This window comes from Hyphomonas sp. TMED31, from assembly GCF_002172815.1.
In the GTDB taxonomy this organism is placed as follows: Bacteria; Pseudomonadota; Alphaproteobacteria; order Caulobacterales; family Hyphomonadaceae; genus Hyphomonas; species Hyphomonas atlantica.
In genome coordinates this window covers 1-23,208 of sequence record NZ_NHCK01000066.1, presented here as the reverse complement: position 1 = coordinate 23,208, position 23,208 = coordinate 1, and the positions used below count along the sequence as shown (strand labels likewise).

The following is a 23,208-nucleotide window of genomic DNA, read 5'->3' as shown; positions in this document are numbered from 1 at the left end:
CCTCATTGCACAGACCGGGATTTTCGTCATGGCCACTCACCAAGTCAGCCTCATGAAACAAATGTGCAATCGCGGCATCGTCCTGAAAAAGGGGCAAATCGTCTTCGATGGCGATTTGGAAGAAGCTTTGGCTATGGCAGCGCGCTGAGCGAACTAGCGTTAGGTTGACATGGCGATCTCAAAGGCGGGGATGTATAAAATTGAACGCCTACGCTATCGAGGATACACAGCCTCCACCGAAACGAAACACGCACTGACGCGATCAACGACCGAATAGCATCTTACCTAGAGACTGGCCATGAATGAAGCTGAATTCGACCAATATGCCGAGCATTACGAAAGCATGATGCGCGAGAACATTGCTGTGACCGGTGAGGGACCAGAATATTTCGCTCGTTATAAAATTTTGGACACTCGCTTAATATGCGATCGAGAAGGTATTGAACCGGAAACCATTCTCGATTTTGGTTCCGGTATCGGCGCATCCACACCGTTTTTCGCAGAACTTTTTCCAAGTTCCCGAAAGCTATCTGCAGATGTGTCAGAGAAAAGCCTCGAGTTTCTTCAAAGCCGATATCCGAACTTTTCCGAACCAGTTCACATCTCGCATGATCGAATTCCGTTGACTGACAGCTCGGTTGACCTTGTCTTCACTGCCTGCGTCTTCCATCATATACCAGCCAATGAGCACATACACTGGCTCAAAGAGATACGTCGGGTTCTGAAACCAAATGGAATGTTCGTATTATTCGAACATAACCCACTCAATCCCCTTACCGTACGGGCAGTCAACACCTGCCCATTCGACGAAAATGCAGTCCTTATTCCTGCAAAAACGATGATGCAGCGTCTAATGAACGCCGGCTTTTCCGCTTCCGAAAAGCGCTACCGGATATTTTTCCCATCCGTTTTGTCCGCGCTACGGCCAATCGAAAAGGCACTCACTTGGCTGCCTTTGGGTGGCCAATACAGCCTTGCAGCTAAAGCATGATCAATAGTACTTTAGTCCAACTGGCGCGCTTTACCCTGTCTGGATTCGCCAATACAGGGATGGGACTCGCGGCAATCTACATAGCAATGGCTCTGGGTGCGCAATACATCATTGCCAATGCTCTCGGATATGCGATTGGACTTGTGTGCAGCTTTTTCATTAATCGAGTTTGGACATTCAAAGTAAAAAGTAAGCATGCGCACAAAGACATTCTGCCATTCGTCGTGCTCGCTTTGACCGCCTACGCGCTAAATTTGGCGACAGTTGTCTCCCTTGTTGAAGTACTGCGAATCCCTGCCCCGCAATCGCAGTTAGCAGGTGTCGTCGTGTATGCGATCTGCAGCTTCTTGGGAATGAAGTATATCGTCTTCTCTGCCGATAGGAGCACAGAATAATGACCGCTTCCGACACTCAAACGAGCCCTCGCCTATGCGTTGTCGTACCTTGCTACAATGAGCAGGAGGTGATGACTGAATCCGCAAATCAGCTCACTGATGTCCTTAAGCGCCTGGTCGAAATCGGGCTAGTTCACGATTCTAGTTATGTATTGTTCGTTGATGATGGCTCAAAGGATGAGACCTGGTCGATGATACAAGAAATCGCAAGCAATACGCGCTGGGTGGAGGGTATAAAGTTATCCAGAAACCGGGGCCACCAGAATGCTGTGTTTGCCGGATTGAATGAGGGGAACGGTGACATCTTCATCTCAATAGACGCGGATCTCCAAGACGATGTTTCGGTCATCGAGAAAATGGTAAGAAATCACGTCGAGCTAAATACTGATATTGTATACGGTGTACGCGCTGACCGCTCTTCAGATTCCCCTTTCAAACGCTTCACGGCTGAAGGCTATTATCGCGTTCTCTCACTCATGGGAGTGGAAGTTGTATTCAATCATGCCGATTTTCGCTTGATGAGCGCTAGGGCGGTTCGGGCACTCGGCAGCTACCGTGAGGTGCACCTATTCCTCAGAGGCCTAGTCCCGTTAATCGGCTTCAAGACGGCAATGATCGAGTATGATCGAGCTCAGCGGTTCGCAGGAGAGTCAAAGTATCCTCTACGCAAAATGCTCTCGTTGGCATGGGAAGGAATAACCTCGTTTTCTGCCCGGCCACTGCGCTTCATATTCATCGCGGGAGCAACAGTATCGCTCCTGTCATTTATCGCGGCGGCAGCTGCCGTAATCGCCAGTTTTTCAGGATCAACTATTGCTGGATGGGCATCGATTATGGTCATGATCGCATTTCTCGGAGGAATTCAGCTCCTATCGATCGGCCTCATCGGCGAATATATAGGAAAAATATACATAGAGATCAAAGACCGACCTCGATACTTCATCGACATCAGGACAGATACTGAGGAAACGCAACGGTGAGGCAAGTGATTCAAATATTCGACCGCGAAAACCGTCCGGCCCTGGCTTGGTCAATTGGTCTCGCTGTGTTTTCCTATTTCATCTTCATTTCCCAGCATATTCTTGGGAACCACGCTCTACGCTTGCCATGGCTCCACAAATCGGAACAAATCGGCAACGGTCGTTGGCTTGGACCACTTGTTGGCCACCTGCACTATGACGCAGACGTTCCGGTTTTAATGCCCGTTTTTGGTATCGTATTATGTGCGCTTTCCATTTTTATGGCGGCCGTTGGCTGGAAGCTCACGCGCGGCAAGCTCGAAAACTTCTTGGTATTCGCCACAGCGCTCATCTTTCCCATGAATCTGGCGTTCTTCTACTACTCGTTCATGACGCCACTGTTCTTTCTCTCCAATGTATTTGCAGCGGCCGCAATATTGGTTCTGACCAAGCCCAACCTGTGGCGCTTAGGGCTCGGATCGGTTTTGATCTTGCTAATGCTTGCCAGCTACCAAGCCGCAGTATCAGTTTATGGTGTGCTGACGTTTGCATGGATCATATCGCATCTCATGCGAACGAGAGAAAGCAAGTTTGGGAACAAGCTCAAGCACCAAGCGGTGGTCCTGATCTCCAGGGTGACGGCCGCAGTAATCGGCGGAATTGCATATGTAATATCTCTCAAGATGTTAAACGTCCCAGACTCTCAATCATTAGAGTTTCATAGTATCTCAGACGCAATAATCCGGCTTCGATCTGTCGTGCTTTCTGCCTTTGAGCACCTTGTGTCGACACAACCAGATATGCTCGCGCCATTGAAGTTTGCATTGCTTGGATTGCTTGTCTTGGCAATTGTCGGATCCGTTATTTATCTTCGACGTACTCCCTTAAGGGCTCTAATTGTATTTGTGCTTTGGCTATTGGCGATTATAGCAACCAAAGCCATATTTTTGATTTCCGATCCCGCTGGCTCACTGTACGAATATCGATACAATGCTGCACTTGGCTTTCTTCATGCCTTCTCATTTGCCGTACTCTGCTTTCTTGCGCGTCCGTCGCGCATAGGTAAGGGGGCCCTGCTCGTCGCATCTGTGTTTGTATTATCTACGATGTCTCAGGCGAACCTTGTTCGGCAAAGCATTTTAAAGCGAGGGGAATCTCACGACCTCGCAATCGCCAACCGAATTCTCACGCGGATAGAGCAACTTGAAGATTTTGACCCCACCCAGACCTATGACCTAATCAGAATTGGTCGATACTCTACCTTCCGGTATAATTTGTTCAGACAGGGAGATTGGAAAATTGACCGAGCTGGTGATGGTCACATGGACTTTGGCGAGCTGACAGATCGCTGGGTGGACGAGGACGTTTTCCGACTTCTTGGTGCTCGCATACGCTTCGCCCAAACATCAACTGACCCACAGTACGCGACTAAATATGCGGAAATTCGAAGCAGCGACATTTTTGACAATCGCGCTCCTTGGCCGGATGAGTCTTCAGTATTTATTTCCGGAAACAAAATTATAGTATTTATGGAGCGCCCAACTCAACGCCCCCCTGAATCAAGGTCGGAAATTACGATCCAAGAAGGGAAGGAACTAACTGCGCAATTCACAGCGGGCCAATGGCGCTCCGTGAACGGTCATGCCGCAAGTTTTGAATTGAGAAACAACTCCGTCAAATTCTCCGCCGGACAATCTGGCATTTCGGTGGATGCACTCAAAGCTAGTCAAGGTGAGCGGTTTAGGCTTGTGATAGACGGACATGTCGTAAACAGCGGGCAAAATGGGGTTCCACTCTCATTCGCGTGCGGACCAATCTTTTTGGACACAGCCGGAAATGTCGTGGGTTGGTGGAGCAGCAAAGCAGGACGCGAAGCGGTAGAAAGTGCGGACGCCAACGGAGCGTTTACGTACACTCACGAAGTCTCTGCACCCGCCTCTGCAGAAAGTGCTCATATAGCCTTCCATGGCCCTTACTCACCAGACGGCGTGCCGAGCGATGGTACAATACAAATTAGCAATGCTCGTTTAGAACGCTTGAACAAACCGGCAGATTAGTCTGCGGCATCCTACCGGTAGAGTGAACAAGTAAGCAGTTTGGTAAGAAGGCTAGACAGATAAGAGAACACTCGACACGACGCGAGCGCGTTCCTGGTTGAGGATTTCAGGGTCACTGAACAACGTTGCGAGCTGTTTCTGCGTCTCCAAGTACGCTCGCGCAAACGCCGCGTCAGGCTCGAACGCGTCAACGAGGGCAGCAGCTGACTCTTCGGAATGCCCGTACAAGTTCAGAAATCCTCCGGAAGGGCAAAGCTCATGAACCCGGTGGCTCGGGGCTGCATAGTACAGCGGAACGCCAAGCACGGCGAAGGCATCAAATATCTTCTCTGTGATGTAGTCGGAATGGTGCGTGTTCTCCAGACCCGAGACGACAAGAGCACGCCGGTCCAGTGCCACGAGTTTGTCGAGGTGCCAGTCAGCCAGACTTTGGCGAACCTTGGACTCAGGATCCCANCCCTTCCCCACATGAACAATTGGCCCATTTTCGACAGCCTCGGCNACCCGCGTTCGCCAGGCGCAAAGACCTCGCACCCCAAGCTCTGGAAGGAAAAGATCGAAGCGCTCATCCANACGACGTTCTGCATAAAACGCTGCTCGGATGGGNGCAGCGCGCCAAATGGCCAGAAGCTCATCGACACTCATATTCGCATTGCGTTGATACATGCTGGCATAACGCTGGAAAAACTTGTCATCGGTCGTGATGAAATACGGCAGCTTGTCAAAGGCAAANACGTCAGAATTGACGTGGTTTGCGACCGCATAAGGGATGGTGGTTGAGCCACTACTCGCCACACCGGAGCATTCAGTCAGGACANTACTCCAGACAGTGTCCCACAACGGCTCTTCCGAGACGACGAGAAACTGAAGTTCTGGTCGCACATCTGTTTTCTTCGCGAGATCCTGTGTCGCCGATCTGATGTCGATGTCNAATCCTGTAACANCGACGTCCGCTTTCCAAATATCTTCAACGAAGTCGACGTGCTGCTCGAACAGTTGCCGATAGGGCTGATAATACATCGGTGTACGGTTTGCGTGCCGCCCGAAAAGAAACACTTGNGGTCGTCGCACAGGAATGGGGACGCTTGCCTCCGGACCGTCGAGATCCATCANAGCAACGCCATCCTCCCCCAAAGCTTCNTTCACATTGGAAACGACAATCTGGTCCGTACAATGNTTGATCGCATAATCACANGCAACACGAACTGTGCGATCCTGTTCCANCATNTGNAGGAAACCTGATCGATCTATGGCNAGCCTTCCCGAACAGAGATTCAAGAACGTCTCCAGTCCCCCAATCGCAGACGCNCTCCCAGAATTCACGTGTTCAGCCAAAATTTTGAGCGGGGACCTTTTGTCTTCCGAAGCGTAGCGCAAATGTGCCAACTGGATGTAGAACCGATGAATATCCGTTACGAATGTTTCCGGCCCGTACAGCATCCACAGCTGCTTCAGATAATGACGCATACTGTCGATTCGCTTGGGGTCTGCCGCTATGGCCGCCAGTCGATCCGGGAGTGCCGCGATATCCTCGGGGCTCTCCCGACAGAATACAACCGCATTTTCCCAGAGTTTGTCATCTCCNGGCGTCTGGTAAGTATCGGCCAATATGACGGGGATAGATCCAGCACCNATGGACTCCCACAAGCGGATCGAGTTTGGCCCGGACCCGGANGGGCAGAGGGAAAAGACACTTTGCTTTAAAACTTCACGGAACAAATGGCTGGCATCATCATCAACCAATCCGACGCCGTCTGATGCGGTCCGGCGAATTTGCAGATCGTAGACAACTTTCTGATAGTGCCAGCTGTCCCGCCCCGCCACAAACCCGCGTGGGTGATCCGAAAGCGCGTCAAGAATCCAATCACGAGACTGAGTAAGGTACCACTCGTTNCTTTTTGCACCGATGAACGAAAATAAGTNCTTGCGTTCATCGGTTAAGGTAGAGCGGTCGATTTCCACGGCCTGTACCGGGTAGAGTGGAAATGGGTAAACGTTGAGTGTTCGTCCATCAGCACCCAATATCCGTTCCTGCCCNTTGGTTGCATGACTCCAGAACACATCAGTGATGCCTGCNTGTATCAAAACATCCGCATACATCTNCATCTGAATATGCTGACACACGGTCACAACGCGCTNGTATCCTTGGTGCTGAAGATCGAACTTCTCCAGCACTTCAGACAATTCTTCAGCCGGTTCCGACTTTACATTCAACTGATCGATCAGGGTCGCCCAAGGAAACGCAACATAGCAAACACCATCGACATAGGGCAGACATTCCCGCACTTTCGAGAATGCATGAAGCTCAGTAATCGCNGGAAACTGCCACTGGTCATTGTGGACGACAATGTCGGTTCGCGCACCAGGAACAAAATCTGCTGAGGAATCCCCCATTGCCCTATAGGCTCGCATGCGCTCCTCTTTGACGCGCTTGTTCCGATAGTCCGCCTCTATTTCGTTCGCACGCTCGTCACCGAACAACTCAATCAACCTGTACTTCCAGTGAAGTGAAAGGTCCCTCTTTTCAACACGAATTTCGTTTGTGGCATAGTTGACAGACAGTCGGTTCTGTTTCGGCGGTGAACTGCCCACGGACAACAGACTTTGCGTTCGCTCCTCCAACGACAAAGTGTCGTCTATTTCGCCCAAATAATCATCACGGTGAGACTGGCTAAGCTGGCCCTCTCGAACATGGAAATATCCCATAGCGTGCATCACCTGATAGAGATCCGCTTCGTGTGCGAACAGCCTCCAAAGGTTCCAGTCTCCCGCAAGACGAAAATTTGCAAAATCTAATGCTGGATCAATAGTGCGCCACAGTTTAGCTCGGAAAAACGTACCTTCTTGTTGCAAGAACTCCCAATGGTGCCCATCACATATTCCAAGCTTTGCAACTTCAGAACTTACGAGTCGTTGCGCATTGCTGACGACCGTTCCATTTCTGATGATCGCAGCGGTGCCAGAAACCCAGGAAATCGAGTCGCTCTGCTCGTCGCCATCGATCAGCGCCATCAGCGCGCAAGCTCCCGGCGCCAGTATGTCATCGGAGTTAATCCAAGTGAGCCAGTCTTCGTTGGCTAGATCGAACGACTCAAAACCGCGACGGATCGCATCGTACATACCAGCATCAGGATCACTTTCATAAGAGAAATGAATTGCTTCGCAGAAGCTTGTATGCTGACCGCTGTTTATTCTATCCGACCACTGTCGTAATCGCTCGACTGTATCGTCCGTCGAGCCCCCATCTTGGATATGGTAATGAAGTTCAAAAGGGCCAGCCTGACTCAAGACACTAACGATTGTCTGATCAATCGTACTGGCCGAATTGAAGCAAGGCGTTACGACGAATATTCTAGTTGTCTGCATTATCAATCAGCTCGCCTTATTTCACGACCCTCTGCCTTCCCTACCATAATGTAGTGAAGCAAAGGATTTATCCCTTCACGAGCCACGTCCGGATAGGCCTCCAGATACAATCGAGAAGAGAACCCAGGCCCTGCAGCACGTCCTTCCTGACCACCAAATTGCGCGTAGTGTCGAGCTGGGTGCACCCCTTGCCTCTGTAGGTCCTCATTGTTCTGCAAGTACCAATCAGCATCGAACAATTGTGACGCTGCAATTATGGCGGCCTCCCTGCGGATACGTCGCCATCGCTGGAATTTTAGCCGGGAGACCGCCCTCTTCAAAAGTGACGGTGGCAAGGCGCCCCTTGGTGGCGCTTCTGGCTTTGTCGAACCTGAGTTCCCGACCGCAGAACCTGTCCCATTTTCTTCAGAAGCGCTTTCGGCAGTCTCGTTTTCTGGATTTGACGTATTCTGGCTCTCACTCCGTTGAGCGGCCCGCAAGACACTTTGCTCAGCCACTCCCTGCACGCTGGAAAGGACGTGGCGAAGCCTAGCGTTCTCGGCTCGCAGAAAACTCAACTCGTCCTGCTCGCTGGCTATAGGGTCGAGAATGGTGTTGCTCAGCGCGCCGTCGTTCTCTGTGTCGGCAAGCTTGAGGCGAAGCGCCTGAACAGCCTCTTCAGCAAGCGCAACAGATTTCCGTAGCGATTCCGCTTCTGACTTCGCACGGCTCAGCTCACGCTGGTCGGCCAGCAATTTGCGGTAAGAAGACGCTAGATCATCAAGTTCATCGAATACGACAGCCTCAGCACTCGGCAGTTTGACCTCATTAGCTTTCAGTCGCTCCATCATTTCACGGACATTATCATCTCGCTGAATGATGGCATCTGCTATGATGGTGTAAAGCTGGCTCGGCCCCACCAATGCATTGGGACGAGCCGTGAGATCTACGTGATCGAACAAGTACTGATCCGAACAATATCGAAGCATTGCCCGAGGCGACGAGATCACTTTCCCGCACTCCATCAATGCTGCAGACCGCCCGACGGCTTGTTGGAAGGCAACAAGACCTTGCGCCTCCTCCAACCATTCCGTCGCAGCCGCGAACGCACTGCTACCGCCCTCAATCTTTCGCCCGATGGCTGTGCTGGCGGATTCGTAGAAAACCAGCGACCGACATTGGGCATCCTCCAACATTAGCGCACTGAGTATAGGCCAAGGCGCTGGTGATGCGGTGACTAGAACTGAGGCCTCAGGGCATGCGTGCATTGCATTCTTGAACGCGCGCATCTCTGTCCTGCGCAATCCCTGCCCATCTCCGGATATAGTATTAACCTCTTCCCCAAGCGCCATGAACAGCGGAGAGAGTGTTTCCAGGCAGCTCTTGTGCGGCAATGCAATAAGCACATGCATTCAGACACTCCTTATTCATATCCCTGGCGGAAGACCAATCAAAGACATGTCCTATCTACCGATCATTTACTTTACAAATCACCCACCAACCGCAAGAAGGGCATAAAGAAAAACAGTGAGATATCCAAGGGGTCAACATGGGTCTGAGCTTTGGCGGTAGGCGCAAAGAATGGAAGCGACATCCCCTCAAAGGGCATGCCTTTAAGAAACTGAATGAAATGGACGTGCCGGTCGGAACGGTCATTGATGTGGGCATACTCAGCTCCACATATGAGCTCATCCATGCTTATCGCGACAAGAAACAAATCCTGATCGAGCCGATTGCAGAGTTCGAGCAACGTATCCGTGAAACGTATGACAAAGCTGGCGTCGATTACGAACTGATCAAAGTAGCCGCCACTGATGCAGATGGGGACATATCTATGCGCACAAAATCCGTGCGCGACGGCATAGAAATCACTCACGCACAAATTGCAAAGACCAGAGACGCCGCAGGCGAATACCGCACCGTACCGGGCAGAAGACTGGATGCGATCATGGGCGAACGCTCCTTGGCCAAACCCTATCTGTTGAAAGTCGATGTAGATGGCGCTGAGATGTCGGTATTGCGTGGCGCAGAATCAATCCTGGCAGACTGCAGCGTAGTTTGTATTGAAGCCACTATGGCGACCTTTTTTGAACGCTCCGAGGAAATCAAACGCCATGGCTTCCAACTATTTGATATAGTTGACCTATGTTATTATGATGACAGGCTATGCCAGGTTGACCTTATATTCCTGAACCAAAAGATTATCATTGAGAAAGGATATCAAATCTTTGGCGACGGCTTCGATATATCAAAATGGAAGACGTACGAGCCAAAATAGATCGACTAACAGAATCTATTTGCTCCTAGGCCCAACGACACCATTTGCATCAACCTCGACCAGCCCGGCCTTCACGCGCTGACGCTGGCGCAGTACAAATCGCAGAGGCCGAAGACTGGCAATCGTGCTCAATCGTGGCGCGAGCACCGCTGAAAGCTCGGTGAGTTGCTGCCGATAGCGCTCACGATCACTTGCTGCCGAGCGCAAACGGACATCGCTTTTTCTGAGCTTATCTTCAATGCTTCGCATTTCGACACGTAACTTTTCGAAGTCCTTCTTCTTCGAATCACGCTCGTCTTGCAATCTTGTTACTCTATCGCGCAGCTTACTGATTAAAGCCTGGGCCGCCTTCAAATCCCGTTCAGACGCGTACTGAGCCTCCATTCGTGCTTTCTCAGCCTGCCGAATTTTTTTCTCTAGCGCCTCGTTGTGCTCACTGAACAGCTGACATTGCTGGTGCAGATCTTCATTACTTTTCTCAAGCTCCAACAATCTTTTCAATTGATCCGTATTGGTAGATTCGAGCTCACTTTTAAGCGAGGCAACTTCCGATATCGCCTTTTCCAACATTGGCACGACATCGGCTTTCTGGCGCTCAGCGACCCTTTCCGACACCTCCTCTGCGAACGCTGGAAAGATATCGACCTTCTGGCGCTCTGTTACCTTGTCAACTATCTGAACAACCTGCCCCTCGCCTGCCACACGAGCACTATGCGCTTCCTGTTGAGCTTTCGCAGCGATGTTTCTCACCACTGTTGGCGCGAGGTTCCGAACAAGACCTGGGGCGAAGGGTGGCCCGGCGACGCATGCTGCATACTTTTCATGCAATTTGGATCGCCATGCCGATACATGGCTGGCATCTCCCTCACGAGAGAAAATACGTTGATCACTGAAATAATCGTTCACAAACGGCATGATTTCATCACGATCGCATGCACGAACGCACTTGTAATGCGTTACTGGGCCAACTTTTTCAGATAGTAACTCCTCATTGATGGCAGTCCCCTGACCACCCAAGAATGAGATGATCTCGGCCATCCCGCCCGCGACGTCTTCCATGAGGCGCTCATAAGGATAAACCATCAACCGGTCCGGAAACTGTTCGGCTGATTTCAACGCAGCTTCGTTCATCAACCGCCACCATTCCAGCGCTTTGATCGCTTCTGGTTCGGATTCTATTTGGCGGTGAGCACCGGGAAACTTGCTTTGAGCCTCAGCCTCGAACCGAGCCTCATCAGACTTGTGAAACTCTCCCCCGAAGAACGAGAAGTGCAAAAGAGCGGAATTGACTACGTCGAGTGGGTTTCGCACCAGATGCACGATCTTGAGATCAGGATCATGTTCGAGAAAGGCAGCTAATCGGCCAGCACCACGAATGAGCTTTGCGACGACTGAACGATTTCTTGGAAGTGTCTCATCCAGAAAAGCACGCATCTGAGGCGTATTGCTATCTAAGAAGAGAGGGATCTGCTTGTGAGCAAAGATTCCTGCCGCGCTAATTGCGTCCGTTCGTGAAAAGGCATCACCGAATTCGCTGGGCAGCTTGTCCCACGTCTGCTCGCCCCACAAAAATGGCTCATATCTTCCCAGAGTATTTGGAACTTCTGCACGGGCTGCCGAAAGCAAAACGCTATAGGTTAATGTCGTACCCGAACGCCCAACACCTGAAACCAACCAACGTAATTTAGCCACAAACTTAGCCCTTCAGATTCAACGAAATGCCGGAAAGAATTCCGATAGCATACAGGATGCACAAACTACTGAGTCAATATGCAGGGCGTAAGATGCCGTAGATATATGAAGATCAAATTGCCAGTATGTAAATTCCGCTCTACCACCTTCATCTACACTCAGATTTGCAGAAACTGGTTGGGCAAAGACAATCGTCCACTGTCGCGACCCCGAACCGTCTCAGACTATAGAAATTGGAGTAGATCAGCGTGAAAGTGTCTATAGTTACGCCCGTCCTGAACGGCGCCAGATTCCTGCCAAATCTGCTCGACTGCATTCAAAGACAGAGCCTTGAAAATTGGGAACACATCGTCGTTGACGCCGGATCGACAGACGGGTCTCAAGAAATCGTTCAAAAGCAGGCTGAATTGGATCCGCGCCTGAAGCTAGTTGTTGTACCAGGCCTTGCCTTGTACCCATCTATATTTCACGGCTTTGACCAGGCGACTGGCGACATCATGACCTGGATTGCCAATGATGATCTTTATACAGAATGGGCATTTGCATCTGTTGTAGACTGTATCGAGAGAACGGATGCGAATTGGGTGACCGGCTTTCCTGGCGCATGGGACGCATCGGGCCGCTTGCGCTATGTCCGCCCGTACGGGCGCTATCCACAAAGCTGGATACGCAAGGGCTGGTTTCACGCTGGCCTACTTGGCCACCTTCAACAGGAGAGTATGTTCTTCTCACGGTCTCTATTGAACAAGTTATCACACGATGCCCGAAGCGAGATTGAATCCATGAAGTTGGCTGGCGACTTCTTGCTGTGGCGTCACTTTGCGGAGCACTCTCCCCTCCGTGTGCTGCCAACCGTATTGGGAGGGTTTCGGTTCCACGGGGAAAACCTTTCAGTGGGAGGTGCGGAAGCCTATGCGGAGGAGGTCCGCACAACTGGGGCCCCATTCCCGCACCCCCGCGTTCAAAAGCCTCTGGAAGGTATGTTTCGAAAATGGTCAGCTATTGGCGCGCTGAAAATTATGAAGGAGGCAGATGGATGCCTGTTTCAGTCTGTTACGACAGGACCAGTCTCCTAGCGTAATTTCCAAACAGCTCTTTTGAAGAATAGCATGGCAGAGTCAGAGGGCTTCGTGACTTTGATACTCACCTGCTGGCCCGAAGGAAGTGGTTCGTCGAAGACAAGCTTCACCAGCCCACCCGAACGAGCGTGCTCAACGTACGGGACGGACGCTTCGACACTGACATTTTCCACCGCACCCTCCAGCTCGATCTCCACACCAGTTGCATCAACATCGAAATAGTGGGCAAGGGCGAGAGAGGCCTGGTCCGCGATCTCACCGTCCGCACGCAATCCGTAAAGCCGCTGACCGACTCTACGGAGATGCCTGAGTACCTTCTTTTTCAAAAAGCGTGGCCAAATCATATCCGCGATGGCGTGTATGGCAAATGCCCGAAAAATTTCCTTCCGCTTCGGCTCTGGCGTGTGCTCAGATATTATTGCTCGCAACTCCGTGCGCCGTCGCTCGTTCAGAGATGCTGACTTCGTGTCAGCACCCCACAATACCTGTGACATCGGCTCGTCAATGAAAGCGAACTTCGCATTCGACTTGTACAAGCGGATCCATAACTCCCAATCCATAACATAATGAAGATCAGGGTTCAGGCCGCCTACAGATTGATATGTCGAGCGTTTGAAAAAGCAGGATGGCTGGGAGATAATGCAGCCTTCCAGCAGGCGCGGCCCCGGGCGTTCGACATTGAAGTGATATCCCGTCATGGCGGAATCCTCGTCGATGATCGTACTTTGGCCGTATACCAAATCGATCCCAGGCTCGTCCGCGATCTTACTCCGCACACGCCCCAGCGCACCAGGCATAAGAATATCGTCAGCATTCAACCAGCCAAGCCAGTCACCATCAACATTGGCCCACCCCTCAAGGATTGCGTCTGACTGACCTTTGTCCTTGCCGTGCCGACGATACGCCAACCACGCGTCTTCAGCGTCGCCAAGTGCCTGGACCCGCGGATCTCCCGATGCGTCCAATAGGGCGACCTTAACTCCAGTCCCCTGCGCCTTCAAACTCGCGAGCGCATGCGGAAGAAAGGGGTGCCATGCACCGACGGGCACAGAAATTGCGAATGTAGACATACGCGGTTAGCTCCGCACTGCATCAAGTTGAGCAACGGCTTCCACATTCTTCAGTGGCGTTACTACGGTATGGCGACCAAGAAGGGCTCTTGGGTCCCAGGCCATGGCGCGCATCAAACTCACTAGCGGTACGACACGGCGAGGTGGGCCAAAGGTGCGATCTGCACGTATCCGGGCGATTCCTGCAACGCCGGCAACAAGCCCGCGCCAAACCGGGCCAGCACGCCCCTTCATGGTGCCGCGCATTAAAATTGCGATCGTCAGAAGCACGTGCCCGGGCAGGGTAAGGCATAAGAGTGCGAATGGTGTATTTTTGGCATAAGTCCACAATCGATTTCGCGTACCGTGAAACAGCGAAAACTCGCTCGCGCGGCCGGAAATGCCGCTTCCGGCATGCGACACAACAGCGGTCGGAAGAAAAATACAACGCTCACCTGCGAGTCTCATCCTGTACCCAAGGTCGACGTCTTCACAATAACAAAAGAACCGCTCATCCAGCCCACCATGAGACAAGTAAGTGTCGCGGAAAAATACGGCGGACGCGCCGCAGGGGGAGAAACACTCGCCTTCACGAGGTAAATCATTCAGAGATCGACCAAACCCTCCGCGCCACGGAATTCCGAAAGCCAGATAATTATCCCCTGCCCCATCAAGCACAGACGAATCCTCCAAACACAATTGTGCGCAGGAAAACATGGAGACGCCCGGGTGCCGTTTTATGCCATCCAAGATACTGGCCAGCCAATCAGGCTTGGCTTCAGCATCCGGGTTCAGCATGGCCACCCACGGGGATTTCGCCGCTTTAACACCGATATTGCTTGCCGCGGCAAAGCCGAGGTTCTTGTCTTGTTTCAAAAGTCGGAACTTGGATAACCCGTCGACAGAAAGTTCATCGGCAGAGCCATCCGTGGAATTGTTATCGACCACGATAATTTCGAAGTCCTGAAACGTCTGAGCCCGCAATGAATCCAGCGCTGCCTGCAAATATCCTTCGCCATTGAAGTTCACAATAAGGACGGAAATTTGGGTCACAGTATCATTCTCAATTCAACTTTTCACGCGCATCATTCGCAATTCTGCGATAATGGCAACCGTCGGCCTGTAAGATGACCGTGACCCCAATAGCACACCCCCTGTAGTCCTGTTGGATTACGTAACCTTCTGTGATTTGCGACGAACACCCAACAGAAATATGGGGGGCACCCCTGATGCAAAGGATACAATGCCATGTCCCTTCCCTTCATCGACCTTCAAGCCCAGCGCAAGCGCATCGAGACCGAGATCAACACGGCAATCCAGTCAGTCGTTGAAAGCGGCCGCTATGTGCTCGGACCGGAAGTCACGGAACTGGAAAAACAGCTCGCGGACTGGTGCGGGGCTTCGCATTCGGTCAGCTGCGCGAATGGCACCGACGCCCTCGCCCTTGCGCTGATGGCATGGGAACTGAAACCGGGCGACGCGGTATTCTGCCCCTCCTTCACCTTTGTTGCGACAGCGCAGGTCGTGCCGTGGCTCGGTGCAGCGCCAGTTTTCGTCGATATTCTGCCAGACACCTACAACATGGACCCGGCGCATCTGCGCCAGCAGGTCGAGGCGGTGAAAGCCGAGGGCAAGTTGACGCCGAAAGTCGTGATCGCCGTCGACCTGTTCGGCCAGCCGGCCAACTACCCCGAAATCAAGGCCATCTGTGACGAGTTCGGCCTGAAGCTGATCGCCGACACGGCGCAGGGCTATGGCTGCACGCTCAACGAACAACATCCGTCAGACTGGGCCGACATCGCCACGACCAGCTTTTTCCCGGCAAAACCGCTGGGTTGTTACGGCGATGGCGGCGCGATCATCACGAACGACGCCAAGCTCGCCGAGCGCATCGAATCCCTGCGCGTCTATGGCAAGGTTACGCCGACCGATGCCGCCGAGCGCAATTTCCATCATGACCCCAAATACCTCTCCCTGCGCGTCGGTATGAATTCCCGGCTCGACACGATCCAGGCTGCGGTCCTGCTGGAAAAGCTCAAGATCTTCGGTGACGAGATCGAGAAGCGCCAGATTGTGGCGGACCGCTACGCCGAGGGCCTGACCGGACACGTGAAGCGCGTGCCCAGCGTCATCGCGGGTGGCAAGAGCGTATGGGCGCAATATGTCATTGAGCATGACAATCGTGACGGACTGCAGGCGCATCTTTCCGGTCAGGGCATCCCGACCGCCGTCTATTACCCCGTACCAATCCACGAACAGGATTTCTGCGCCCGCTTCAAACCCGCCGACGGCACCCTCCCCGTCACGGAAGCCGCGAGCAAACACGTCATCGCGCTGCCAATGCACCCCTATCTGGAAGAAGCCGACCAGACACGCGTCATAAATGCGATCCGGGCGTTCAACGGGTAACCAGACATCGGATGCACTTGTAATCCAAGGCAACGCGCACTTCGCGCGTTGCCTTTTTTTGTATGACATGTTAGCCGCGATACAAACGTATAAAGGATCATTGATATGGCCGAAAACTACCGCGTCGCAGATATTTCCCTTGCAGAGTTTGGCCGCAAGGAAATCGCCATCGCAGAAACGGAAATGCCGGGCCTGATGGCCGCGCGTGAGGAGTTCGGTCCGTCGCAGCCCCTGAAGGGCGCGAAGATCGCCGGCTCGCTGCACATGACCATCCAGACAGCTGTGCTGATCCAAACGCTCGAAGCGCTGGGCGCGGACGTCCAGTGGGTATCGTGCAACATCTATTCGACACAGGACCATGCCGCGGCTGCGATCGCGGCGAATGGCACGCCAGTCTTCGCCTATAAGGGCGAAACGCTGGAGGAGTACTGGGAATTCACTGACCGCATGTTCCATTGGCATGACGGTACCGGCGCCAATCTGATCCTGGATGATGGCGGCGACGCAACCATGTATCTGATCCTCGGCGAGCGCGCCGAATCCGATCCGTCTTTCCTGGAAAAGCCGGGCTCGGAAGAGGAGAAATTCTTGTTCGCCCAGATTAAGAAGCGCCTGGCGGCATCGCCCGGCTGGTTTGCCGAGACCAAGGCTGCAATCCGCGGCGTATCCGAGGAAACGACGACCGGTGTGAACCGACTGTACCAGCTTGAGAAGAAGGGCGAACTCCCCTTCCCGGCCATCAACGTCAACGACTCTGTCACCAAGTCGAAATTCGACAACAAATATGGTTGCAAAGAGTCGCTCGTTGACGCGATCCGTCGCGGAACAGATGTCATGATGGCGGGCAAGAAAGCCTTTGTCGCCGGCTATGGCGATGTCGGCAAGGGCTCTGCCGCGTCACTGTCCGGTTCCGGCGCACGTGTTGCCGTCTCCGAAGTCGATCCGATCTGCGCCCTTCAGGCTGCGATGGACGGCTATGAAGTTCTGACCGTAGACGAAGCTGCGCCGAAGTTCGACATCTTCGTCACGGCGACCGGCAACAAGGACATCCTGACCGTCGACCATATGCGCGCGATGAAGGACATGGCCATCGTCTGCAATATCGGCCATTTCGACAATGAAATTCAGGTCGAAGGCCTGCGCAATTTCGAATGGACGAACATCAAGCCGCAAGTGGACATGATCACCTTCCCGGATGGCAAGCGGATCATCCTCCTGTCTGAAGGCCGCCTTGTGAACCTCGGCAATGCCACGGGTCACCCCTCTTTCGTGATGTCGGCCTCCTTCACCAACCAGACTCTCGCCCAGATCGAACTGCATACGCGCGGCGAGCAGTATGAGAACAAGGTCTACACCCTGCCCAAGCACCTCGATGAGAAAGTTGCGATGCTTCATCTGGAAAAGCTGGGCGTGCAGTTGACCGAATTGTCCGGCGAGCAGGCCGATTACATCGGCGTGGATGCGGCTGGTCCGTTCAAGCCTGAACATTACCGCTACTAGGTCGAGTCTCCACAGTGTCGCGTTCGCATATCCTGAAGTTTGCCTGTCCGGATCGGGTCGGTCTCGTCGCCGGACTGGCAAAGCTGATGGAGCGTCATGATTGCTTTATTGCCGCGTCGCGGACATTCGGCGATGCGGAAACCGGCCGCTTCTTCGCGCGCCTAGTGTTCCATGGCACATCGGATGCCCTGCCGTCCGGCCTTGAAACCGATCTGGCAACCATGGCCCAGGAACTCTGCGCAGACTGGTCAGTTCATCCGGAAGGCGAAGCTGTCCGCACCCTGCTTATGGTGTCCAAGTCGGAGCATTGCGCAAACACGCTGCTTTATGCGGCCCGCCGGCGCGAACTTCCCATCGACATTGTCGGGATCGTCTCGAACAATGAAACGCTGAGGGACGATTTCGCCCATTGGGGACTGCCTTGGTTCCATGTGCCGGTGGCGAAGGAAACCAAACCGGAAGCTGAAGCCCGCCTGTTCGACATTGTCGAGGAAACCGGCGCGGACCTCGTCGTGCTTGCCCGCTACATGCAGGTGCTCAGCGATGAAGCCTGCCGGCGGCTCGAGCTGAAATGCATCAACATCCACCACTCCTTCCTGCCGGGCTTCAAGGGCGCACGCCCCTATCACCAGGCCCATGCGCGCGGTGTAAAAATGATTGGCGCGACGGCCCACTACGTGACGGCAGACCTTGATGAAGGCCCGATCATCACGCAGCTGACGGAAGCAGTCGACCACACATTCAGCCCGGCCGACATGATCGAGAGCGGCCGCCATCTGGAAGGTAACGCTTTGCTGCGTGCCGTGAAGGCGCATGCCGAGCATCGCATTTTCATCAATGCCGGAAAAACAGTCGTTTTCGCCCGCTAGGCAGAACGAAGAACAGAAAGACAGGACCCATGAAACTTGCCAGTCACGAATTCACCAGCGAGAGCGTCTCTGAAGGCCATCCGGACAAGGTCGCAGACCAGATTTCGGATGCGATTGTGGATCTGTTCCTGTCGCGTGATCCAACCTCCAAAGTAGCGGTAGAAACCCTCACGACCACCAATCGCGTCGTTCTGGCCGGCGAAGTTCGCACCAATAATGGCGCCGAGGTCACACATGACGAAATGAACCAGGCTACGCGCGATGTCGTCAAACGCATCGGGTACGAACAAGATGGCTTTCATTGGGAGAATATGGAAATCGCCAACCATGTTCATGGCCAATCGGTCGAGATCGCTCAAGGCGTTGAAGAAGGCCAGGGCTTGTATGGCGAAGAGGGCGCAGGCGATCAGGGCATCATGTTCGGCTATGCCACCAACGAAACGCCGGAACTGATGCCAGCCACGCTGGTCTACTCACATCAGATTCTTCAACGGCTGGCGCAACTGCGCCATGATGGCACCCATCCTGAACTGGAGCCAGACGCCAAAAGTCAGGTGACACTTCAATACGAAGGGTCGAAGCCGGTTGGCGTGAATGCCCTCGTCGTTTCCCACCAGCACAAGGACAGCGCTACGCTGGACCAGTTGCGGGAAATCATCCGCCCTGTGATCAAGGACGTCTTGCCGGACGGCTGGTTCCCCGCGGAAGACAAATTCTACGTCAATCCGACGGGGCGCTTTGTGATTGGCGGGCCTGACGGCGATGCGGGCCTGACCGGGCGCAAGATCATTGTTGATACGTATGGCGGCGCGGCCCCTCATGGCGGCGGTGCGTTCTCCGGCAAAGATCCCTCCAAGGTCGACCGTTCCGCAGCCTATGCTACGCGCTACCTTGCCAAGAACGTCGTCGCGGCAGGACTGGCCGACCGTTGCACCATTCAGGTCAGCTACGCGATTGGTGTGGCTCAACCCCTCTCCATCTATGTCGACACCCACGGAACCGGCAATGTGGACGAAGAACGCATTGCGAAATCGCTGCGGGAACTGTTTGACCTGTCCCCCAAGGGGATTCGCACACACCTGAATCTGAACCGTCCGATCTATGGGCCATCTGCGGCCTATGGCCACTTTGGCCGCACACCGACAGACGCAGGCGGATTCAGCTGGGAAAAGACAGACCTCGTGGACGAACTCAAGCGCCTCACAAACTAGCCAATCTCAGTACGCGACAGTTATTTCATCAACAGTCGCGACAAGCTTACCTTGGCACTGCACTTGAATGTGTTGAGGCAAAGGCTTGCGCGACTGTTGGTAAGCCGCTGTGCCGGGCACGGATGGCCCGCCCTTTGACAGCTCCAGAACCAAAAGCCCTTCTGGCTGACCCGGTTGAGGCGTCAGCTTCCAGGGCTGGTCATCGGCCACGCGAACAACAACATGAAGCTTGCCGCCAGATGGCTGGCCCGGCCCCGGCATCTTGTTGATCCACGCGGACGTATCTGTAATTTCGGGACAAGCCGCCCCGAAGAAAGGCAGGGCCGCGCATCCGGACAGCATGAAGCATGCGGCTAGAGAAACTAATGCAACCCTCACCATGGTGTCGACAGCCGCATCCACAGCGCCTCCTGACCTTCCGCACCATAAATGTGGTTTGGTGAAGTCGAAATCACCGCTGCCGCCTCGCCCGACCAGGTATCGGTCAAACCAAAAGTATAGCGGGTTTCATAGTCGATCTGCCGGCCGCTTGGTGTGAGCTCTGCTTTTACCAGACCACGGATCAGTTGACTGTTCAAATCCACGCCGATTGGCGCATCGAGATTGAGGTGTCCAGTTTCCGCGCGCCGAGGCTGCGCCACGATGAGATGCAGCCTTCCCTCGCCGAGCGCTCGGTCTGCACCCAGTGACCATCGGCTCGTCCAGATGCCTTCGGCGTCAACGCCCGGCAGCTCGACACTTGCCACCTCAAGCCCGGACGACACAATCCAGCCAGCCCCCGACAGCCAGGCCCCTTCCAAGGCATAGGCCGTCATCTCGGTCTGATCCTCTGCACCAAAACGGGCCTGCAATGACCCGCCGAGCGCAGTATCCTCATCCGAGATAAACGACGCCCCTGCGCGCACGGACCATGTCCGCTCATCGCGACCGAACATAAACCCAGACTGGCTGCGTGCGCCCTGTTCAGCTGAAAAAATGTCCATAACGAGATTGTCACTTATGGCGTGACTTAATTTCGCCCACGCACCGCCGGTCGAAAACGCATTCCCGACGCCTGGCTCGTTCAACAGGGAAATATCGGGCGCAAGATGGGTCAGCGAGCCACCGCGGCCAAATTCGACCTGGCTCTCGCCGAGACTGTAGCGCATCTTGAACGTGGACTGAGGGTCCTCCTGATACGGTGCAGTCGGGTCTTCCTTCAGGCGGGCCTGCGCCCAGCTGAAAGACATATTGCCCGCATTCACAGCGTAGGATTCCCCCGCCGCCCAATCGGCTCGCGTATCGAAATTGATGAGGCGCGACCCCAGGGCATCTGTAGGAAACGCCGCGGCCACAGCGTCTGCATTGAATTGAAATCCGCGTTGGTACTTGTCTTGAAACACAAGCTTGTTGAACGCGCCAGAATTCGACGCCCAGTCCCCGAACGCGCCGCCGCTTGGGGCCACAGCGTCGATCAGACTGACCTTTTCAGAGCCGAAGTCGAGGTTTTGCTGGCCCTGCGGACGAAACGCCTCTTCCAGATTCAAAAGCCCCACACCCGATACACTATCCGTGCCGACGCCGGCGACCTCACCGGTAATGATGTCAGGAGTGCTATCCACATAGTCTGTCGCAGTATCCAGCAGAATCTGGAGCGCGACCTCTGGCTGCGATCTCAAATTCGGGAACGCGTCCAGCAAGAGGGCCAACGACCCCGCTACGTATGGTGCGGCAAAAGATGTACCGGCGATCCGATAATAGTCACCCTCACTGTCAGCGTCATTACAGCCTTCAAACTCGCCCACGGCACATGTGGGAAGGTCTGGAAATGCCACATCGTCGTCCGGTCCAGTCGAGATTACACCTTCGCCCGGCGCCAGGAGATAATAGGATTGAGATGCGGTACCAGCGCGGTTGGAGAAGTCCGAGAGCTTTCCATCCGGATCAACCGCCCCGACGGCCACAACTCGCCCCAAGGACGAAGCCTCGCCGGCGATGTAAGCTGGCTCATTCGGAATCTCACCCTTGGCTTCAGTCGGGTTTCCTTCTTCATCCGTCCCCGCCGGCTCTCCATCGTTACCTGCGGAGATGACCACCAGCACGCCTGCATTCGCCGCTGCACGAATTGCGTTTTCGAGCGTGGGGTCACTATCAATGTCTCCCCCCAGCGACATGTTGATAATGGTCGCCCCTTGATCCACAGCATACTCAATTGCTGTAACGAGATTTCTGTCGTTGTAGACGCAGTCGTCATCCTCGCCTTCGCGGCCGCAACTGCCCGGCGAATCCGCTCGAATATCCAGAATGGATGACTCATAGGCCGCGCCCTGAATTCCATTCGGCGTGTTATCGTCCAGCGAAGAATTGAAATCATCCTGGCGCCGAGCCGCAATAACGCCGGAAACAAGAGTCCCGTGCCCACCAGTGTCGATGTCACCTGGCTGTCGGCGGATGTTGACGCGGTCTCCATTCTCATCAAAGCCGGAACATTCCGTGTCCGCGCAAACGTCATACATTTGCACCACCGCGCCCTCCAGATCTGGATGGTCGGCGTCTGTCCCGGTATCAATGACAGCGATCACCTGCCCCTGCCCCGTTGCACCCAGCGCATACGCCGTCGAAGCCCCGATAATCGGCAACCCAACCGTGGCATTATATTCGCGCGTTTCGAAAGCGGAAGGTTCCGCAATCTGATCCGGAAATGGGTTCGAGGGCGGCGGCGGAGGGGGCGGCGGTGGCGGAGGAGGCGGCAATGGCGTAACAGCGGAGCTTCCACCCCCGCCTCCGCCACCTGCGCACGCGCCTAAAATCACGATGGAAGCGCCCATCATGGTGGAGACCAGAACGGAACGCGAGATGCTCGCGCAAGAATTCGACTTACCTCTCCAAGTCAAACTTAATCCTCCCAAAACGCCCGATGTTTTCATGCCATCGCACCAAGAGAAATAGTTCACCTTAAAGAGAAGAATAGCGCAAATACTTCGTTCAGTTGATCAGGAGAACTCAACCCGTTCCTGCGAGAAGTAAAATAGCGACCTTGTCTCTGCATCGATCGCATCCCCAGGTGCATCCAACAGGGCCTTCATGGCGTGCTTCCGGTCTTTCAAAGCGTGCGCGAAATCTGCTTCAATCAACTGATCAACACCCGTGCGAGTCATCGCATCGCGCACTTCCATATACAGCGTCAGCGATCCCCCCAAGAACATGGACTCGTAGGCGATCTTGCTGGCAATCTTGTCGTGGATGTCTGAATATTGGAATTGCCGTTCCATGACCGATTTACGCTTGCAGATGAAATCGATCTCATGTCGGAATTGCGGGTGACGCAGGTACAAACTCTTCAGCGCCGTCATTTCATTGTCGATCCGCGTCTTGATCTCGTCCGGAAGGGACTC

General features: G+C 53.9%; 18 protein-coding genes. 10 read left to right on the top strand and 8 right to left on the bottom strand.

Features of this window, described 5'->3' with window-relative positions:
• Nucleotides 1-298: 298 nt before the first annotated feature.
• Genes CBB91_RS10245 through CBB91_RS10230 form a run of 4 tightly spaced genes read left to right on the top strand, consistent with a single transcriptional unit; the run spans nucleotide 299 to nucleotide 4,402 of the window.
• Complete coding sequence (locus CBB91_RS10245) at nucleotides 299-991, top strand: class I SAM-dependent methyltransferase (RefSeq protein ID WP_273013961.1); 693 nt, start codon at nucleotides 299-301, stop codon at nucleotides 989-991.
• A complete protein-coding gene (locus tag CBB91_RS10240) occupies nucleotides 988-1,386 on the top strand; it encodes a GtrA family protein (protein WP_273013960.1) in 399 nt (132 codons plus the stop codon). Before CBB91_RS10245 ends, CBB91_RS10240 begins: the two co-directional genes overlap by 4 nt.
• Nucleotides 1,383-2,366, top strand: coding sequence for a glycosyltransferase family 2 protein (locus CBB91_RS10235; protein ID WP_345906801.1), 984 nt, complete (start codon nucleotides 1,383-1,385; stop codon nucleotides 2,364-2,366). Before CBB91_RS10240 ends, CBB91_RS10235 begins: the two co-directional genes overlap by 4 nt.
• 5 nt (nucleotides 2,367-2,371) lie before the next feature.
• Nucleotides 2,372-4,402 carry a glucosyltransferase domain-containing protein gene (locus tag CBB91_RS10230; RefSeq protein WP_273013958.1) on the top strand — a complete coding sequence of 677 codons (2,031 nt, stop codon included), beginning with the start codon at nucleotides 2,372-2,374 and terminating at the stop codon, nucleotides 4,400-4,402.
• A 51-nt stretch (nucleotides 4,403-4,453) separates the two neighbouring features.
• On the opposite strand, the gene CBB91_RS10225 is transcribed toward CBB91_RS10230, so the two are convergent.
• Nucleotides 4,454-7,768, bottom strand: a complete 3,315-nt coding sequence (locus CBB91_RS10225) for an exostosin family protein (RefSeq protein WP_273013957.1) — start codon at nucleotides 7,766-7,768, stop codon at nucleotides 4,454-4,456.
• 2 nt (nucleotides 7,769-7,770) lie between these two features.
• Nucleotides 7,771-9,159 (bottom strand): hypothetical protein, encoded by a 1,389-nt coding sequence (locus CBB91_RS10220; RefSeq protein WP_273013956.1) that lies wholly within the window; start codon nucleotides 9,157-9,159, stop codon nucleotides 7,771-7,773.
• 137 nt (nucleotides 9,160-9,296) lie between these two features.
• On the opposite strand from CBB91_RS10220, the gene CBB91_RS10215 reads away from it, so the two are divergent.
• Nucleotides 9,297-10,025 carry an FkbM family methyltransferase gene (locus CBB91_RS10215; protein WP_273013955.1) on the top strand — a complete coding sequence of 243 codons (729 nt, stop codon included), beginning with the start codon at nucleotides 9,297-9,299 and terminating at the stop codon, nucleotides 10,023-10,025.
• Nucleotides 10,026-10,040: 15 nt separating this feature from the next.
• Here the strand turns inward: CBB91_RS10215 and CBB91_RS10210 are convergent, their stop codons facing one another.
• Nucleotides 10,041-11,717, bottom strand: coding sequence for a sulfotransferase (locus CBB91_RS10210; protein WP_273013954.1), 1,677 nt, complete (start codon nucleotides 11,715-11,717; stop codon nucleotides 10,041-10,043).
• A 248-nt stretch (nucleotides 11,718-11,965) separates the two neighbouring features.
• Between CBB91_RS10210 and CBB91_RS10205 the strand changes: the two genes are divergently transcribed.
• A complete protein-coding gene (locus tag CBB91_RS10205) occupies nucleotides 11,966-12,793 on the top strand; it encodes a glycosyltransferase (RefSeq protein ID WP_273013953.1) in 828 nt (275 codons plus the stop codon).
• Here the strand turns inward: CBB91_RS10205 and CBB91_RS10200 are convergent.
• Together CBB91_RS10200 and CBB91_RS10195 are read right to left on the bottom strand one after the other, a co-directional pair.
• Nucleotides 12,790-13,866, bottom strand: a complete 1,077-nt coding sequence (locus CBB91_RS10200; RefSeq protein WP_273013952.1) for a glycosyltransferase — start codon at nucleotides 13,864-13,866, stop codon at nucleotides 12,790-12,792. The genes CBB91_RS10205 and CBB91_RS10200 overlap by 4 nt on opposite strands.
• A 6-nt stretch (nucleotides 13,867-13,872) precedes the next feature.
• The gene (locus CBB91_RS10195) at nucleotides 13,873-14,898 is read right to left on the bottom strand and encodes a glycosyltransferase family 2 protein (protein ID WP_273013951.1); all 1,026 of its coding nucleotides are present in this window, start codon (nucleotides 14,896-14,898) and stop codon (nucleotides 13,873-13,875) included.
• A gap of 195 nt (nucleotides 14,899-15,093) precedes the next feature.
• On the opposite strand from CBB91_RS10195, the gene CBB91_RS10190 reads away from it, so the two are divergent.
• The 4 genes from CBB91_RS10190 (at nucleotide 15,094) to metK (ending at nucleotide 19,834) form a co-directional block, all read left to right on the top strand.
• A complete protein-coding gene (locus CBB91_RS10190) occupies nucleotides 15,094-16,254 on the top strand; it encodes a DegT/DnrJ/EryC1/StrS aminotransferase family protein (protein ID WP_273013950.1) in 1,161 nt (386 codons plus the stop codon).
• A 99-nt stretch (nucleotides 16,255-16,353) separates the two neighbouring features.
• Entirely contained in the window at nucleotides 16,354-17,754 is a 1,401-nt protein-coding gene (gene ahcY, locus CBB91_RS10185) for an adenosylhomocysteinase (RefSeq protein WP_345906800.1), read from the top strand.
• A gap of 14 nt (nucleotides 17,755-17,768) precedes the next feature.
• Nucleotides 17,769-18,623 (top strand): formyltetrahydrofolate deformylase, encoded by an 855-nt coding sequence (locus CBB91_RS10180; protein ID WP_273013948.1) that lies wholly within the window; start codon nucleotides 17,769-17,771, stop codon nucleotides 18,621-18,623.
• 29 nt (nucleotides 18,624-18,652) lie between these two features.
• Nucleotides 18,653-19,834 (top strand): methionine adenosyltransferase, encoded by a 1,182-nt coding sequence (gene metK / locus CBB91_RS10175; protein ID WP_273013947.1) that lies wholly within the window; start codon nucleotides 18,653-18,655, stop codon nucleotides 19,832-19,834.
• Nucleotides 19,835-19,840: 6 nt separating this feature from the next.
• On the opposite strand, the gene CBB91_RS10170 is transcribed toward metK, so the two are convergent.
• From CBB91_RS10170 to CBB91_RS10160, 3 genes are all read right to left on the bottom strand, one after another.
• Nucleotides 19,841-20,176, bottom strand: a complete 336-nt coding sequence (locus CBB91_RS10170) for a hypothetical protein (protein WP_273013946.1) — start codon at nucleotides 20,174-20,176, stop codon at nucleotides 19,841-19,843.
• Nucleotides 20,177-20,208: 32 nt separating this feature from the next.
• Nucleotides 20,209-22,452 (bottom strand): S8 family peptidase, encoded by a 2,244-nt coding sequence (locus CBB91_RS10165; protein ID WP_273013945.1) that lies wholly within the window; start codon nucleotides 22,450-22,452, stop codon nucleotides 20,209-20,211.
• A 354-nt stretch (nucleotides 22,453-22,806) separates the two neighbouring features.
• Nucleotides 22,807-23,208 (bottom strand): hypothetical protein (locus CBB91_RS10160; protein WP_273013944.1); only part of this gene is annotated, 402 nt, incomplete at its 5' end.